The 15,674-nt window shown below is 37.5% G+C and carries 18 protein-coding genes; 5 read left to right on the top strand and 13 right to left on the bottom strand.

The genetic code is table 11. The features are described 5' to 3' along the window. Nucleotides 1–205: 205 nt before the first annotated feature. Nucleotides 206–1,075, bottom strand: a complete 870-nt coding sequence (locus tag BFL01S_RS15025) for a nucleotidyltransferase-like protein (protein WP_025909550.1) — start codon at nucleotides 1,073–1,075, stop codon at nucleotides 206–208. A gap of 220 nt (nucleotides 1,076–1,295) precedes the next feature. Here BFL01S_RS15025 and BFL01S_RS15020 point away from each other — a divergent pair, with 220 nt between their 5' ends. Then, nucleotides 1,296–1,667 (top strand): YgzB family protein, encoded by a 372-nt coding sequence (locus tag BFL01S_RS15020; protein WP_025909549.1) that lies wholly within the window; start codon nucleotides 1,296–1,298, stop codon nucleotides 1,665–1,667. An 11-nt stretch (nucleotides 1,668–1,678) separates the two neighbouring features. Here the strand turns inward: BFL01S_RS15020 and perR are convergent, their stop codons facing one another. From perR to BFL01S_RS14990, 6 genes are all read right to left on the bottom strand, one after another. After that, the gene (gene perR / locus BFL01S_RS15015) at nucleotides 1,679–2,083 is read right to left on the bottom strand and encodes a peroxide-responsive transcriptional repressor PerR (protein ID WP_061786178.1); all 405 of its coding nucleotides are present in this window, start codon (nucleotides 2,081–2,083) and stop codon (nucleotides 1,679–1,681) included. Nucleotides 2,084–2,359: 276 nt separating this feature from the next. Beyond that, complete coding sequence (bcp, locus tag BFL01S_RS15010; protein WP_025909547.1) at nucleotides 2,360–2,830, bottom strand: thioredoxin-dependent thiol peroxidase; 471 nt, start codon at nucleotides 2,828–2,830, stop codon at nucleotides 2,360–2,362. Between the two features lie 69 nt (nucleotides 2,831–2,899). Further along, nucleotides 2,900–3,301 carry a potassium channel family protein gene (locus BFL01S_RS15005; RefSeq protein WP_061786177.1) on the bottom strand — a complete coding sequence of 134 codons (402 nt, stop codon included), beginning with the start codon at nucleotides 3,299–3,301 and terminating at the stop codon, nucleotides 2,900–2,902. 92 nt (nucleotides 3,302–3,393) lie between these two features. After that, nucleotides 3,394–4,179 carry an ABC transporter permease gene (locus tag BFL01S_RS15000; protein ID WP_025909545.1) on the bottom strand — a complete coding sequence of 262 codons (786 nt, stop codon included), beginning with the start codon at nucleotides 4,177–4,179 and terminating at the stop codon, nucleotides 3,394–3,396. Between the two features lie 3 nt (nucleotides 4,180–4,182). After that, on the bottom strand, nucleotides 4,183–4,974 hold the full coding sequence (locus BFL01S_RS14995; RefSeq protein ID WP_025909544.1) for an ABC transporter permease: 792 nt from the start codon (nucleotides 4,972–4,974) through the stop codon (nucleotides 4,183–4,185). After that, the gene (locus tag BFL01S_RS14990) at nucleotides 4,967–5,980 is read right to left on the bottom strand and encodes an ABC transporter ATP-binding protein (protein WP_061786176.1); all 1,014 of its coding nucleotides are present in this window, start codon (nucleotides 5,978–5,980) and stop codon (nucleotides 4,967–4,969) included. The genes BFL01S_RS14995 and BFL01S_RS14990 overlap by 8 nt, the downstream gene beginning before the upstream one ends. 147 nt (nucleotides 5,981–6,127) lie before the next feature. Here BFL01S_RS14990 and BFL01S_RS14985 point away from each other — a divergent pair, with 147 nt between their 5' ends. Beyond that, nucleotides 6,128–7,426, top strand: a complete 1,299-nt coding sequence (locus tag BFL01S_RS14985; protein ID WP_061786175.1) for a glutamate-1-semialdehyde 2,1-aminomutase — start codon at nucleotides 6,128–6,130, stop codon at nucleotides 7,424–7,426. A gap of 214 nt (nucleotides 7,427–7,640) precedes the next feature. After that, nucleotides 7,641–8,729, top strand: a complete 1,089-nt coding sequence (locus BFL01S_RS14980) for an FUSC family protein (protein WP_025909541.1) — start codon at nucleotides 7,641–7,643, stop codon at nucleotides 8,727–8,729. Nucleotides 8,730–8,753: 24 nt separating this feature from the next. Here the strand turns inward: BFL01S_RS14980 and BFL01S_RS14975 are convergent, their stop codons facing one another. The 5 genes from BFL01S_RS14975 to fabL form a co-directional block, all read right to left on the bottom strand. Next, complete coding sequence (locus BFL01S_RS14975; protein WP_061786174.1) at nucleotides 8,754–10,502, bottom strand: ABC transporter ATP-binding protein; 1,749 nt, start codon at nucleotides 10,500–10,502, stop codon at nucleotides 8,754–8,756. A gap of 168 nt (nucleotides 10,503–10,670) precedes the next feature. Further along, nucleotides 10,671–11,204 carry a nucleoside tri-diphosphate phosphatase gene (ntdP, locus tag BFL01S_RS14970; RefSeq protein WP_025909539.1) on the bottom strand — a complete coding sequence of 178 codons (534 nt, stop codon included), beginning with the start codon at nucleotides 11,202–11,204 and terminating at the stop codon, nucleotides 10,671–10,673. Nucleotides 11,205–11,508: 304 nt separating this feature from the next. Further along, nucleotides 11,509–11,769, bottom strand: a complete 261-nt coding sequence (locus BFL01S_RS14965) for a YgaB family protein (protein WP_061786173.1) — start codon at nucleotides 11,767–11,769, stop codon at nucleotides 11,509–11,511. Nucleotides 11,770–12,010: 241 nt separating this feature from the next. Continuing rightward, nucleotides 12,011–12,187, bottom strand: coding sequence for a gamma-type small acid-soluble spore protein (locus BFL01S_RS14960; RefSeq protein ID WP_061786172.1), 177 nt, complete (start codon nucleotides 12,185–12,187; stop codon nucleotides 12,011–12,013). A gap of 72 nt (nucleotides 12,188–12,259) precedes the next feature. Beyond that, nucleotides 12,260–13,009: an enoyl-[acyl-carrier-protein] reductase FabL gene (gene fabL, locus BFL01S_RS14955; protein WP_025909537.1), complete on the bottom strand. Its 750-nt coding sequence runs from the start codon at nucleotides 13,007–13,009 to the stop codon at nucleotides 12,260–12,262. A gap of 148 nt (nucleotides 13,010–13,157) precedes the next feature. Here fabL and yfhS point away from each other — a divergent pair, with 148 nt between their 5' ends. Next, nucleotides 13,158–13,382, top strand: a complete 225-nt coding sequence (gene yfhS, locus BFL01S_RS14950; protein ID WP_061786171.1) for a mother cell protein YfhS — start codon at nucleotides 13,158–13,160, stop codon at nucleotides 13,380–13,382. 43 nt (nucleotides 13,383–13,425) lie between these two features. Here the strand turns inward: yfhS and mutY are convergent, their stop codons facing one another. Continuing rightward, nucleotides 13,426–14,520, bottom strand: coding sequence for an A/G-specific adenine glycosylase (mutY, locus tag BFL01S_RS14945; RefSeq protein ID WP_061786170.1), 1,095 nt, complete (start codon nucleotides 14,518–14,520; stop codon nucleotides 13,426–13,428). A 139-nt stretch (nucleotides 14,521–14,659) separates the two neighbouring features. Here mutY and BFL01S_RS14940 point away from each other — a divergent pair, with 139 nt between their 5' ends. Continuing rightward, nucleotides 14,660–15,640, top strand: coding sequence for a metal-dependent hydrolase (locus BFL01S_RS14940; RefSeq protein ID WP_061786169.1), 981 nt, complete (start codon nucleotides 14,660–14,662; stop codon nucleotides 15,638–15,640). Nucleotides 15,641–15,674: the final 34 nt, after the last annotated feature.

Here is a 15,674-nt window from a genome sequence, read left to right as displayed (position 1 = left end):
TTCAACCGCCGCTCTTAGGCGACTTTCTTATCTTACCAAGTAGTTAACTTTTTGTCAACAACTTTTTTAAGATTATTTTTCAAGTTTTTCATAAACTTGGTATCGCTCATCAGCGACGTATATAAATTTAACATGTATTTTCATGAACGTCAACATCTTTTTTAAAAAAAGATAAAAAAACATTTGTTTTTTTATCTTTCCTTTATTAACCCTTATTAATAGCGTAGTGACGATGATATAAACTCTTTCCTTTTGTCTCCACTTTATGAACTACTACAATCTCTTTTTGGATGAGGAATTCTAGCAAAATTCCTAAATCGATTGCATATGGGTTAACTTGCTGATGTGAAATGAGTTCATTAAACGTCCACTCTTCTTTTTCGCTCATAATTGTTAATAGATGTGTAGAACCTATATCAACTTTTTTATTTACATAAAGCTCACTAGCTAAGAATAATAGCTCAAGCTTCTTGTTTATCTCTTCTTGGCTGCCAACAAGCTCTTCATATAAACGATAAATAGATGGCTCAATTTTTTTCACTTGATTCCAAACAGTAACCTCTGGGTAAAACCCATTTTCTAGTACTGATAGACGCGCTAAATGGTGTAAAGCATGAACCACATGATTGAATGCATCTAGATGATGATTTGACGTATAAAAGTCTTTTCCTTCTTTAAAACGGCGAATAAGCTTGGCAAATTCAATACCTATCCTCTTCACTCGATCTTCGCGCGGAAAATCCAGTAGTCTTTTTTTCAAATTTGCTACGTATTCATTACGATCAAACAGTACTTTTCCATTTAACACCCAATCAACAGTACGTCGGTTGGTACCTATCATAATCCATTCGCTGATCTGCTGTTCTGAAGCTATATAAAGAGCTGCTCTTTGTTCTTTATACTCATACTGCTTCACAAACACAGGTACCTCATTGTTACTTGTGATAATAAATAGTATGGCATCTAAGTCATCTGTAACTGGTGAATCTGTTTTCCTTTTTTCTATTAATAAAATACCTAACGTTTCTTTTTTACTTGCTCGCTCTTGGTATAGCGGTCGTAAAATATCTTCCATTCTGCAAGCTCCTCACTATCATAATTAAAGATATTGGTCTAATCTTCTTTTATATTGAAACACATTTAGTGTGAATGTTCGTGATGGACTTCCTCACAGCTTATTATAACAAATTCTCTCTTGTATTCACTCCCTAAACAGTTCTATCAGTTAATTCAACCTAAAAGACTTATTTTTCTTACAATTATGCTATATTTATAAAGTGGGAGGGAGATTTTTCATGGGAATTAAATACTCAAGTAAAATCAATAAGATCAGGACATTTGCATTAAGCTTAATTTTTATTGGCTTCATCGTGATGTATGGAGGAATCTTTTTTAAATCTTCCATGTGGCTTATGACCATTTTTATGCTATTAGGTTTACTATGTATCATTGCTAGTACCGTTGTTTACTTTTGGATTGGCATGCTTTCTACTAAAGCTGTACAGGTCACATGCCCAACCTGTAATAAACATACGAAAATGCTTGGACGAGTAGACTTATGTATGTACTGCAATGAGCCTTTGACTCTAGATCCAGCCCTTGATGGAAAAGAGTTTGATGAGAAATATAATAGAAAAGACACAAAGAAAGCTGATAGTATATCATAACTATCAGCTTTTTAATGTGCTTTTTTAGTTGTACAATCCGGACAAGTACCATAAATCTCCATACGGTGGTGACTAATCTCAAACCCGGTAATGTGCGCTGCAAGTGCTTCTACTTCATCTAATCCTGGATAATGGAAGTCAACAATTTTTCCACACTTTTCGCATATTACGTGGTAATGCTCGGTCGTAATATAATCAAAACGACTTGAAGCATCTCCGTAAGTTAGCTCTTTTACAATTCCTACTTCTTTAAAAACGCGTAGATTATTATAAACGGTTGCCACACTCATATTAGGAAATTTATCCTCCAATGCTTTATAAATATCATCAGCAGTTGGATGTGTCATTGAATTGATTAAATACTCTAAAATAGCATGACGTTGCGGTGTAATGCGAACGCCAGTTTCTTTCAGCATTTCAAGCGCTTCTTGTAAATGATTTGACACGTCATGCACCTCTCTTCTATAAGCATTCTTACTTTATAATTCTTACAATTAGTGTAACTCTTACTGCTTCACTTTGTCAATCTCATTAACAATTCCTACTATATATTATTTTTAAACGATTTTTTATTCATTCAAAAAAAAACGCGACTATCTAAGTCGCGCTTTATATCGTAACACCTGAGGAGGTATGCCCTACACTGTTATCATACGCATAACGAAAGATTTTGTTATAGACGAATGCCTTAATTATGCTAAATTTTCTTTAATAAAACGTAAAGCTTCTGCTACGTGATCTTTCACACGCACTTTGCGATATTCTTTCGCAATTTCACCGTCTTTGTTAATAATGAACGTCGAGCGCTCAATGCCCATATACTCTTTTCCAAAGTTCTTTTTTAACTTCCATACACCATATGCTTCAGCAACTTGATGATCTTCGTCTGCTAATAGTAAAAATGGTAGTCCATGTTTATCAATAAATTTTTGATGTTTATCAATTGGATCTGGACTTACGCCTAAGATAACTGCATCTAAGTCTGCAAATTCTTGATGAGCATCTCTGAAATCACATGCTTCTGTCGTACAGCCCGGCGTCATATCTTTTGGATAAAAATAAAGAACAACATTTTGACCTTTATAATCAGATAGAGCCACCTCTTCTCCATTGTTAGCTGCTAGTTTAAAATCTGGTGCTACTTCACCTACTGTTACTGTCATCTTATATCGCTCCTTTTATACAGTTCTCTATGGTTATAGGGTAACCAATTTCGCGATTTAAGACAACTTTTAAACTTTCTCATTTCGACTTACCGTGCGAATCACAAAAACAGCTGGCATCATATACCCAATGAGAGCTTCGATTGTTGCAAACATCTTTCCAATACCAACGGGATACATATCTCCATACCCTACAGAGAATAGCGTAATGGCACTAAAATACATGCTGTTGAACAGTGTATAAAAATAATGTTCTTGATGATAAAATCCTCCACTAATTACTTCTATATTACTCATTTCACAAACCGTATAGATTAAGCTAAAGCCAAGCAAAACCGTTAAATATGAATAAAGTAAAACAAAAAAATGACCAAGTGAGAAGAAATGAAATTCACCGAGCTCTTTTTCAAACAAAAATTTCATGCTTCCTACCATTAGAAACACAATGACTAGAATCAACGAAACCGTCATACGGATACTCCTTTAAGTAAAAAAGTTCTTGTATTACTATACGTTGTCCCCTACCTACTCATTACTGTTCAATAGCATAAAAAAAGCAGGCATCAGTTGCCTGCTCCTCGATACCTTTTTACACCAACATTCCATAAGACAATAGCTAGAGTAAAAAAGATAACCCCCATAACTGGAGTTAAAAATGCATAGCCATACCATTCTTCTCTTCCTAAGAAGTAAGCAGCTGGATATACTCCAACAAAGGCAAACGGTAAAATCCATGTTAGCACATAACGAATGACGTTGTTATAAATATCAACAGGATAGCGTCCATAGTTTCCAATGTTATACATCGTTGGCATAATAGACGTACGAGCATCTGACCAAAAACCTATGCTTGCGAGTGCAATAAAGATACCTGCATATACCAACGCTCCCCCGAGCACAAATAGAATAAAGATGAAAAAGTCATACCAAGCAAACGAAAGGTCTAAAATGGAGCCAGCATAAATCATCACTGCCACCCCGGTGATTGCTCCAAATAAAGACTCTAATTCCATTCTTTCTAAAATCACTTGAAACAAGCTATGAATAGGTCTTGTTAAGATACGATCCATTTCACCTTTAACAATATAGCGCTCATTAAAATCCCAAATGTTAAAGAATGAAGAGAATACCGCAAAAGGAACTAGGAAGAATCCATAAATAAAAATGATTTCTTCTCGTGACCAACCGTTGAGAAATTGAGTGTGGCCAAATACAACTAAAATAAAAATTAAGTTTACTGCTTGAAATAGTAAATCAGATACAACTTCAACAACCATATCAGCTCGGTATTGAAGTCTGGTTTTTATATATTGACTGATGTATTGAAAGAACATAGAAAAATAAAACATTGCTTACCCTCCTTGGATGACCATCTTTTTCTTTGCAACATTCCATAGAAAGACGATAGGAATAAATAAAAGCAGTGACCAAATAAGCTGTGTCACCAATGCAGTTACCACTTCACTTCCCGTAAATCCTTCTGTAAAGATCATGCTTGGAATATAGCTGATTGCTTGAAAAGGAAGATACCCCATTAAATCTTGTGCCCAAAGAGGATAAAAGCTAATTGGTAATAAAAGCCCTGAAAACAAATCTATGATAACGCGCTTTGCACGAATTAATCCATCATTATTAAACAAGAAGAATGTCGTAATTCCCGTTAATAAGTTAATTTGAGTATTAACAATAAAGCTAAAGATAATTGAAAAACTAAAATAAATCCATGTCTGTACGTGGCCTGATAAATCTATCGGGAATAAAAACCAGACAATCACCATTCCTGGAATGGAGAAGAATAGCAGTCTAAAAATCCCTTCTCCAAGCCCCTGCATCATTTTCATTCCAAGATAGTTATAGGGCTTAATTAGTTCAACCGCCACTTTCCCGTCTTTAATTTCCATAGCCATCTCACGATCAATGTTGTTGAAATAAAAGGCGCGCGCCATCCAGGACACAGCTACATATGTTGTCATCTGCGTCATTGATAGCCCTTGAATATTTTCTTTCCCTCCGTAAATAGCAGACCATAGGAAATAGTAGGCTCCAATATTAATCGCATAGATTAATATACCGCTGTAGTAATTCGTTCGATACGCAAGCATCATTAAGAAACGAATGCGTATCATTTCAATATATTTATCCATTCACAACACCTTCTTCATAGATGTTACGAATAACTTCTTCAGTTGAAATTTCATGAATACTTAAATCAGCAATTTCGTATTTCGCTGCTACTTTAGCAATTAGCTGTGACATGCTATCTCCTTTGTTCTCAAGATTAGCAACCCAGCTGTTGAGGCGGTCTCCCCTCACCCACGTAACAGGTAACCCCTGTGTAATTAATTGCAGCTGTTCTTGAAGTGGTTCTTTTGTAAATTCAAATATAACCTGTTTCATATCTCCCCAGTTAGAACGCAGCTTTTGTAGCGAACCATCATAAATAATGTTTCCTTCATCCAACATAACGACGCGCTCACATAAGGCTTCAATGTCAGCTAAATCATGCGTTGTTAATAAGATTGTTGTATTGTATTTTTCGTTAATTTCTTTTAGGAACTGACGAATTTTTAGTTTCACTAATACATCTAGCCCAATGGTTGGCTCATCTAAAAAAAGCAGCGGTGGATTATGAATAAGTGCTGCCGCTAACTCACATCGCATTCGTTGACCAAGAGATAGCTTTCTCACAGGCTTATCTAATAATGGACCAATATCCAGCGTTCGAATCACGTGCTCCATATGGTTGTTATAATCTTCATCTGATACTTTATATACTTTTTTTAGTAGCCGAAACGATTCTTGAACAGCAATATCCCACCAAAGCTGTGAACGCTGACCAAATACTACCCCAATGGTACGCGTAAACTGCTCACGCTCTTTATGAGGGTTCATTCCGTTCACTTGAATCTCACCGCCAGTTGGTGTTAAGATTCCCGTCAGCATTTTAATGGTCGTCGATTTCCCTGCTCCGTTTTCTCCAATATATCCAACCATTTCACCTTGTTTGACTGTAAACGAAATATCGTTTACAGCTTTTAATACTTTATAATTTCTTGTAAACAAGTCACGAAACGCACCTTTTAAGCCTGAACGACTCGAATAGGCCTTAAATTCTTTTCGCAACCCCTTTACCTCAATTGCATTTGTCATCTCGTTTCCTCCATCTATTCAACTAGTTTTATCTACTATTTAAATTGTTCATGCACAGTTTTCTATCATACACCTTCTACAATGTTTTTCAAGAAACAAATAAGTTTGGTAGAATAGAACGTGGAATTATACTTTAGGAGGCATATTATGCAGTTTACGAAATCAGAACAGCTTCACGGAGAAGCACTTCAACATATTGTCGGCGGTGTAAACAGTCCGTCTCGTTCATATAAAGCAGTAGGTGGCGGATCCCCAGTTGCAATGGAAAAAGCAAAAGGCGCTTATTTTTGGGATGTTGATGGAAATAAATATATTGATTATCTAGCAGCATACGGACCAATCATCACGGGTCATGCTCACCCTCACATCACAAAGGCAATTACACACGCAGCGGAAACAGGCGTATTATACGGTACTCCAACTGCTCATGAAGTAAAATTTGCAAAAATGTTAAAAGAAGCGATGCCTGCAATGGATAAAGTTCGCTTTGTCAACTCTGGAACAGAAGCTGTCATGACAACAATTCGCGTAGCGCGAGCATATACAGGTCGTGACAAAATCATTAAATTTGCTGGTTGCTACCACGGACACTCAGACCTTGTGCTTGTCGCAGCGGGATCTGGCCCTTCAACACTTGGCACACCAGACTCAGCCGGCGTACCAAAAAGTATTGCAAAAGAAGTTATTACCGTTCCATTCAACGATATTCAACCATTTAAAGAAGCATTAGAAAAGTGGGGAGACCAAATTGCTGGTGTCCTGGTCGAACCAATCGTAGGGAATTTTGGAATTGTCGAGCCGCATCCAGGCTTTTTAGAACAGGTAAATGAACTAACACACGCAGCAGGTGCACTTGTTATTTATGATGAAGTCATCACCGCTTTCCGATTCATGTATGGTGGTGCCCAAGACTTACTTGGTGTGAAGCCAGACTTAACAGCATTAGGAAAAATCATCGGTGGAGGCCTTCCAATCGGGGCATACGGTGGTAAACAAGAAATCATGGAAAAAGTTGCGCCTTTAGGTCCCGCTTACCAAGCTGGAACAATGGCCGGAAATCCAGCTTCCATGCTTTCTGGAATTGCGTGCTTAGAAGTATTAAAAGAAGAAGGCGTATACGACAAAATGGACAAGCTTGGTGCGATGCTTGAAGAAGGTATTTTAAAACACGCTCGTACATATAAAATGCCAATTACTATCAACCGTTTAAAAGGTGCGCTAACGCTTTACTTCACAACAGAGACAGTCACTAACTATGAACAGGCTGAAAATACAGACGGTGAATTGTTTGCAAAATTCTTCAAGCTCATGCTTCATCAAGGTATTAATTTAGCTCCTTCGAAATACGAGGCTTGGTTCTTAACAACAGAACATACGGAAGAAGATATCCATGTGACGTTAGAAGCCGTAGAAAAAGCTTTTGAGCAGCTAAGCAAAGAATTGTAATCCTTCTTTTTCTTGTAAACTAATTGAACATAAAAATACTTGTCGAAAAATCCCGTTATTTAACGGGATTTTTCTTATTCCTTCCTCTTGATATCCACATGCAAACCTTGTATAGTATGTTATTGTTTATATAATTCAAGATGGGTTATGTATACTATAAAGAAGCTTTTATTTATTTTATCAAAATCTTATGTATAGAAAGGACTATGAAAGCATGAAACTTGGTGCCCGCATTTTAAAAACGGGAATTGCCATTACACTTTCATTGTTAGTCGCTGAATTGCTCAATCTGCCATCACCCACATTCGCAGCAATCGCAGCAGTTTTTGCTATTCAGCCTTCAATTTATCGCTCGTATTTGACAGTTTTGGAGCAAATTCAAGCTAACGTCATCGGAGCGTTACTAGCAGTTGGGTTTGGACTTTTATTCGGCACACATCCGTTTATTATTGGTTTAACGGCTGTTATGGTAATTACGCTTAATTTAAAGCTAAAAATCGGCAATACAATTGGCCTTGCGCTGGTAACCGTTATTGCTATTATGGAAAGCCCTAGTGATGACTTTGTTCAGTTTGCAGTCATCCGCTTTGCAACCGTCTTATTAGGGGTCTTTTCAGCGTTTATTGTAAACTTAATTTTCTTACCACCAAAGTATGAAACAAAGCTTTATTATAAAATTGTTGGTACAACTGAAGAAATTATTAAGTGGATTCGTATGAATATCTACCATGCTTCTGAATATACGCTGTTAAAAGAAGACATTGAGAAAATCAAGGATCAGCTAACGAAAGCCAATCAGCTGTTTGATTTCTATAAAGAAGAGCGAACGAATTCAAAGAAAAAGGTATTTGTTAAATCTCGAAAACTTGTGCTTTTCCGCCAAATGATTACAACAACCTCCCATGCTCTTAAAACATTAAAGCAGTTGCATCGTCTTGAAAATGATATTCAACACATGCCACAGTCGTTTCAGAATCTCATAAAATCTGAGATGGAATGCTTGCTAATGTATCACGAGCAGGCTCTGTTAAAGTTTATTGGTAAGCTAAAGGTTCAATTAACAACATCTGTACCAACTGAAGCATATACAAAAAAGCGTGCATTAATTGATGCATTTATGAAATATAAGCTGCTTGAAGATGACGAAGATAACAAGATGTTGTATCACTTATTTCCTCTCATCGCAAGTATCATTGAATACAGTGAAGAGCTAGAGCATTTAGATCGATTAATCGATAGTTTCCACAATTATCATAAGGAAGACAATGCACTTGAAATTAATCATGAGCGAGAACAAGATTAAAAAAGCCAGGTACCTACCTGGCTTTTAATTTTGCCCTAACTGCTGTACAGTGAACAAATCATAGTAATATCCTTTTTTCTTCATTAGCTCTCCGTGAGAACCCTGTTCAACGACTTTTCCATCCTGAACGAGTACAATTTCATCCACATGTGTGATGGTTGACAAACGGTGCGCCACGATAAACGTCGTTCGTTCCTTCGCAAGCTTTTCAAGGGTTTCTTGAATGTAATGTTCACTTTCTAAGTCCAATGCAGATGTTGCCTCATCAAAAATTAAAATCGGTGGGTTTTTCAAAAATACGCGAGCAATGGAGACGCGCTGCTTTTGCCCACCTGAAAGCTTCATTCCTCTTTCTCCCACTTTCGTATCATAACCGTTGGGCAATTTCATAATGAAGTCATGTGCGTTAGCTGCTTTCGCGGCTGCTACAACGTCTTCATCTGTGGCACCCGGTTTTCCCAATAGAATATTGTTACGAATCGTATCGCTAAATAATACCGTATCCTGCAAAACGATTCCTATTTGATCGCGCAGATTTTTCGTTTGATAGTCTTTTACGTTTACACCGTCAATTAAAATTTCCCCGGAAGAGACATCATAAAAGCGTGGAATAAGGCTAATGATAGTTGATTTACCGCCACCACTCATACCTACAAACGCTACCGATTTTCCTTGTTCAACATCCAAGTTAATATCGTGCAGGATATACTCATCTTCTTCATACGCAAATGATACGTTATTAAACTGAACTGCTCCCTTAATCTCTAGAGCGTCTTTCGCATTAGGCGAGTCTACAATGTCATATTGTTCATCAATAAATTCAAACATTCGGTCCATAGAAGCAACGGACTGCGTTAATGTTGTTGATGAGTTTACAAGTCGACGCAGCGGGTTATATAACCGATCAATATAGCCTACAAACGCCACCATAGTACCAATCGATAAATTTTCGTTAATAACTTGATAACCAGCAAACGCAATAACAATTAACGGGGCTAAGTCCGTAATCGTATTCACCACTGCAAATGTCTTAGCATTCCAATTTGTATGATCAATTGCTTTTTGTAAAAAATTACGGTTCTGATCATCGAACTGCGCTTGCTCATGATTTTCAATCGCAAAGCTTCGAATAACTGAAATTCCCTGTACCCGTTCATGTAAATGACCTTGTACTTCAGCTAATGCTTGAGAGCGTACACGAGTTAAATGACGTAGCCTACCATAAAAATATCTAACGGATAAAGCGTATAATGGCAGTAAAATAATAGATACCAATGTTAGTGGCACGTTCATTGTAAACATAATAATAATAGCAATTACTATGGTGAACATATCAAGCCAAACATTCATTAAACCCGTGATTACGAAGTTTTTCGTTTGCTCTACATCGTTAATAACACGCGAGATGATTTCACCTACACGCGTATTAGAATAATAACGAAGGCTGAGCTTTTGAATATGATCAAACAGCTGGTTTCGAATATCATACAATACTTTGCTTGATACCCACTGCGCATAATATTGACGATAATATTCAACTGGAGGGCGTAAAATTAAAAAAACAAAGAAAGAACCACCCATGATCATCAACAACTGCTTTACTTTTTCACTGTCTGATAATGTATCTGAATCAATAACGTCATCAAGTACGTATTTTAACAGCAGTGGAATTAATAGTGGAATTGAAAACTTTACCACACCAATTAAAACTGTTCCAACAATTTGCCACTTATACGGCTTTACAAATTCCATATACCGCCTGATGCTTCCCACTTGTTCTCTCTCCCTTCTTCCTCTAAATGGCTATGCCTATTAAGCCTCTTTTATAATGTAACATTCTGCACACTTTCATATGCGGTTTTTAAGCTCTGGTACTCAACATAAAAAAGCATCATATAGGTCAAATTTCTAGATCCTATAATGACGCTTATATCCGTGCGCTTATGCATGTCGATATGTTAAAAAACGCTCATACCACGTATCGATAAATTCTGGTGCAAACGGTCCTTTACGTTGGCGAATCCAGGTTTTCAAATGCTCAACATGAGTATGTAAAATACGGTCTACCGCTTCTGGGTAGTTCATTTCTTGACGATGTTTTTCGTACTCATCTTCATCTAGAAGCGTATAGGTCATATCTGGGTATACTTTAATATCTAAATCATAATCAATGTACTTCAGCGCTTCTTGGTCATGTGTAAATGGTGAACTAATATTGCAATAATAATAAATACCATCTTCACGAATCATACCAATCACGTTAAACCAATATTGCGAATGGAAATAACAGATGGCTGGCTCTCTTGTAATCCACGTTCTACCGTCTGATTCTGTTACGACCGTGCGATCGTTTCCTCCAATCATCAGGCTACTTGTCGATTTTAAAACCGTCGTCTGATCCCACACACGATGAAGCTTGCCATCGTGCTTATAACTGTGTATTTGAATTGTTTCTCCTTCCATTGGAAATCCCATCTCCACTCCCTACTTTCATTTTGACTATCACAATTACCTCACGTACGCTTTTAAGTAGTCACAGCCTAGTCTTATATGTCATTACTTCTTTTAGTTAAAACCATCGATGCTTTTTATCAAAGCGGTAACATATCTGCTTTCTAAACAGTGACCTTCTTTCGTATATACATTGTCCTCTCCTATTTATTATAACGGTTTCTCTTCTATTTTAAAACAAATGTGATGTGGTTCTTCTTGAATAAAAAAGCTGCACCTCTCTTTTTAGCAAGGAAACATCCTTTAAAAAGAGAGGTGCAGCTTTCCTTTAACGAGATACCGGATAGTGGGAATCCTTTTTGTATGAAGAGATAATCTCTTCTGTTTGTACCTCAAAAGTTTGCTGAATTTCTTTTAGCCTTTGCTTCATCACGCCAATTTCTCCGCGGATACAATCCAGCTTTGCTTCTGCCTGTAGTTTAATAAGCTCTTCTTCAATTTGTTGACAGCGTTCAATTTCTGATTGTAAAAACAAAAGTTGGTCCATCGTTTCTAATTGTTGAGACACTAATTTTGTAAATTGCTCCATGTCTTACTCCTCCTTCTAGTAAACAGCTCGTTCACTTCTTTCATTTCAGGTAGGTAACACATTTATAAAGCAGAATCTGTTGAAATTGAAATCAGAACGCTCTTGGGTATAAGTCCACTTTTAACATTCTGTTCTTTCACCTTTAATTCCTTTGACGAGATATGTAAAGTTTCGAGAGCTTTTGTCAAATTAAAAAGCAAAGCCATGATCCTTCATAAGAATCTTGGCTTCGCTTTTACCATTAACCTTGGTATTTACCAGAGTTTTGGTTTTTCTTTGCTTCAGCTTGTGCGTTTTGTTGCTTCACTTGTTGCACATCTGTTTCGCTAGCAAATTCTGCACCGTATTGGTTGTTTGCAGCTTGTGCGTTTTGTTGCTTTACTTGTTGCGCGTTTGTTTTGTTTGGTTGTTTTGCCATTGTAATCACCTCCACAAAAATTAATATGTCCAGGTGATTACGGCGATATACACTCTTTTTTATTTTAGTTTATTACATCAGTAAAGAACGTCCGCCATCTACGATAAGCGTTTGACCACAAATCATATTGGCTTTATCTGACACTAAAAATTGAACCGCATCTACCATATCATTTGGCTCAACCATTCGACCTGTTGGCGTATGTTGACGCGCATCATCTAACAGCTCATTGCGATTTGGGAAATGCTTTAACGCTTCGGTATCAACGGCTCCTCCAGATACAGCATTCACAATGATGTTTTTCGGAGCTAACTCTACCGCAAGATATCGAGTTAATGCTTCAACGGCTGCTTTTGAAACTCCTACCGTTGTATAGTTTTCTAAATAGCGAATCGAGCCCAGTGAACTGATGGTTACAATTTTGCCGCCCCCGACTTTTTCCATTCTTTTTGCCGCTTCTTGCGCACAGAATAAATAACCTTTGCTGTTAATATCCATTGTCCAGTCCCAGTGTGTTTCTTCAAGCTCCATTACAGGACGTAAAACACCAGATGCTGCATTGCTAATAAATACATCCAAGCGCCCGAAAGCTTCGTCAATTTGCTCAAACATCTCTTTGATTTTTTCGACCTTACCGACGTTTGCTTTTACAACCAGCACTTCACGTCCGAGTGCTTTTACTTCTTCTGCTACTTCTAATGCTGCACTTTTGCTACGCGCATAGTTGAGGACGATATTGTATCCGTCCTTTGCAAGTCTTAGTGCAATTTCTTTTCCAATTCCACGACTGCTTCCCGTTACAAGTGCTACTTTTTGTTCCATATTATCTACTCCTTATGTATCGTTCTGTTCATATTGTACTTATATTTCTGTATAAGAAACAAGGGGAGATGAAAAAATAAGTCTGCCTAGATTCATTTGCTTACGATGCAAGAATGAGGCTTAATTAATGATAAGAAGGTGATGAAGCATGTACGTAGGTCGTGATATGACTGAATTATCAATGATGGCAAAGACCGAATGGCGAGATAATGAGCTCGCATATTTTCATCATTCCCTCCAGCAAATCATGCCTTATTTAAATACTGAAGGCCAAGGTATTCATCGTCAAATTATAGAAGAAATTGAAAATCGTGGCGGTCTGCATCGAAATGAAGCTGATTACACGCACTCCACCAACGTAATATATGATTAAACACAACAACAAAGAGACTGTGAACAACCACAGTCTCTTTTCATTAAGTAATTTTATGGTATTCCTTTAGAATTTTTTGATGAGACACCGGAAACGCATATTCTTCTATTTCTTTAACCGATACTAACTTTAAATCATCTCGGTTAGCAATATTGCCCGTGAGTACCCCTTTATACACGTTAATGTTCCACACAATGTGGGAGAACACGTGCTGAATGACTGTAAAAGGAGGGTCTAGCACCACTTCTGTATCATAATCGGCTTCAACAAAGGATGTAAGCTGAGTTTGCTCTGTCCCAATTGTAAGATCCACTTCTACATTTGGAAATTCCCACAGGTTTGCAAGTAAACCTTTATTGGGACGCTTGTGAATGAGGAAATTACCTTGTTCATCTGTAACAACAGCCGCTGCGATTTGAACAGCTCTTGGTGGTTTTTTCTTTGACTTAACCGGTAACTCCTGCTGAACACCCTGCTCAAACGCTCGACAATGCTCACGCACAGGGCACAGAAGACAGGATGGAGAAGTTGGGGTACATACAATGGCGCCTAATTCCATTAGGCCTTGATTAAAAAACGACGGGCTGTCTTTTGAAATGATTTCATGAACAACCTCTTCAAAAACCTTGCGAGTCTTTGGCTTTGCAATATCGTCCCAAATTGATAAAATACGGGACAATACTCGCATGACGTTCCCATCAACAGCTGGCTGAGGTACCCCGTATGCAATACTAAGGATGGCTCCAGTCGTATATGGTCCTACTCCTTTTAACTTTGAGATTTCATCTGGCGTGTGGGGAACTTTGCCACCGTATTGTTCGTGCACTTCGCGAACAGCTGCTTGTAAATTTCGCGCTCGTGAATAATAGCCTAGCCCTTCCCATGCTTTTAATACGTCGTCTTCAGGCGCATAGGCTAAGTCTACAATCGTTGGGAATTTCTCAATAAAATTATTAAAGTATGGAATGACTGTATCAACTCGCGTTTGTTGTAGCATAATTTCAGAAACCCATACTTTATAGGGATCTTGATCTTGTCGCCATGGTAAAATGCGCTGTTCTGTCTCAAACCATGAGATAAGATCGTGCTGAAATTGTTCTATTTGAAAATCTTTGACAATATTTTTACTTTGTTTCACGTTATATCCTCCGAGTTATGAGCTATATATATACAATGTATTGGTATTGAAATATTGTTCTGTTTCTATTCATGTTATACTCTAAACACACTTGCTTCTATCTGAAAAGTAAGGTTAAGCAAATAAGGAGGTTGCTTTAATGGATACTGGTACACATATTGCAATGGGAATCGCCATCGGTGCACTTGCTACTTTAGATCCTGTTGTCGCGGCAAGCAGTGTCACCACAGAAGCCGTAATGATTGGCGTTATTGCCGGTTCATTAGCACCTGATTTAGATACGATTTTAAAACTTAAAAATAATGCTCACTACATTCGAAATCATCGCGGAATCACGCATTCAATTCCAGCAGTGGCGCTTTGGCCCTTGCTTATTATTGTAATTGTTTCGCTGTTTTTTCCAAACGCTAATTTATTCCACTTATGGATTTGGACTTTTGCTGCCGTTATCATTCACGTTTTTGTTGATGTGTTTAATGCTTACGGCACACAAGCCTTAAGGCCATTTACTGATAAATGGATTGCGCTCGGTGTTATTAATACATTTGACTACTTTATCTTTGCTGTCCATGTTGTTGCCATCTTAATTTGGTTCTTAGGAATGAGTCCTGGCCCAACCTTTATTACCATGTACAGTATTATTGCTTTGTACTATGTATGGCGCTTTTACATGAGACACCAAATTGCAAAGAAAATACGCCAGAAGTTTCCGGACGTGGTAAAAATGAATATTTCACCAACGATTCGCTTTACACACTGGCACCTAGCCATCACAACCAAAGAAAACTTCCACGTTGGGCGCGCAGTTGGCCAGAAAATCTTTATTTACGATACATTTAAAAAGATTCCTATTCCTGAGTCTGACATAATTGATGTTGCTAAACGTGATGAAAACCTGGCTGCATTCTTATCTTTTTCCCCAATTTATCGTTGGGAAGTTGATGAATACAGCGATCATATTGAAGTTCGCTTCATTGACCTTCGCTATCGTAGCAAAGATTATTACCCGTTTGTAGCAGTGGTTCAGCTTGATTATGATTTGAATATTATTTGTTCGTATACAGGATGGATTTTTAGTGAGAAAAAGCTTCGTAAAAAGCTCGACTATCTTCCTCACTAAGCGATTTGAGCACCTAAAGAGGCTGGGACATAAG

This window comes from Priestia flexa NBRC 15715 (assembly GCF_001591565.1).
In the GTDB taxonomy this organism is placed as follows: domain Bacteria; phylum Bacillota; class Bacilli; order Bacillales; family Bacillaceae_H; genus Priestia; species Priestia flexa.
The sequence above is the reverse complement of the archived record's forward strand: the minus strand, read 5'-3'. Positions and strand labels throughout refer to the sequence as shown.

Coding starts and splice junctions, on each gene's coding strand:
- BFL01S_RS14980 (WP_025909541.1), top strand. CDS start 7,641: ATGAAACTTGGTGCCCGCATTTTAAAAACGGGAATTGCCATTACACTT.
- yfhS (WP_061786171.1), top strand. CDS start 13,158: ATGTACGTAGGTCGTGATATGACTGAATTATCAATGATGGCAAAGACC.
- BFL01S_RS15020 (WP_025909549.1), top strand. CDS start 1,296: ATGGGAATTAAATACTCAAGTAAAATCAATAAGATCAGGACATTTGCA.
- fabL (WP_025909537.1), bottom strand. CDS start 13,009: ATGGAACAAAAAGTAGCACTTGTAACGGGAAGCAGTCGTGGAATTGGA.
- BFL01S_RS14960 (WP_061786172.1), bottom strand. CDS start 12,187: ATGGCAAAACAACCAAACAAAACAAACGCGCAACAAGTAAAGCAACAA.
- BFL01S_RS15005 (WP_061786177.1), bottom strand. CDS start 3,301: ATGACGGTTTCGTTGATTCTAGTCATTGTGTTTCTAATGGTAGGAAGC.
- ntdP (WP_025909539.1), bottom strand. CDS start 11,204: ATGGGATTTCCAATGGAAGGAGAAACAATTCAAATACACAGTTATAAG.
- BFL01S_RS14990 (WP_061786176.1), bottom strand. CDS start 5,980: ATGACAAATGCAATTGAGGTAAAGGGGTTGCGAAAAGAATTTAAGGCC.
- BFL01S_RS14940 (WP_061786169.1), top strand. CDS start 14,660: ATGGATACTGGTACACATATTGCAATGGGAATCGCCATCGGTGCACTT.
- BFL01S_RS15025 (WP_025909550.1), bottom strand. CDS start 1,075: ATGGAAGATATTTTACGACCGCTATACCAAGAGCGAGCAAGTAAAAAA.
- BFL01S_RS14985 (WP_061786175.1), top strand. CDS start 6,128: ATGCAGTTTACGAAATCAGAACAGCTTCACGGAGAAGCACTTCAACAT.
- bcp (WP_025909547.1), bottom strand. CDS start 2,830: ATGACAGTAACAGTAGGTGAAGTAGCACCAGATTTTAAACTAGCAGCT.
- BFL01S_RS14995 (WP_025909544.1), bottom strand. CDS start 4,974: ATGGATAAATATATTGAAATGATACGCATTCGTTTCTTAATGATGCTT.
- BFL01S_RS14965 (WP_061786173.1), bottom strand. CDS start 11,769: ATGGAGCAATTTACAAAATTAGTGTCTCAACAATTAGAAACGATGGAC.
- BFL01S_RS15000 (WP_025909545.1), bottom strand. CDS start 4,179: ATGTTTTATTTTTCTATGTTCTTTCAATACATCAGTCAATATATAAAA.
- perR (WP_061786178.1), bottom strand. CDS start 2,083: ATGCTGAAAGAAACTGGCGTTCGCATTACACCGCAACGTCATGCTATT.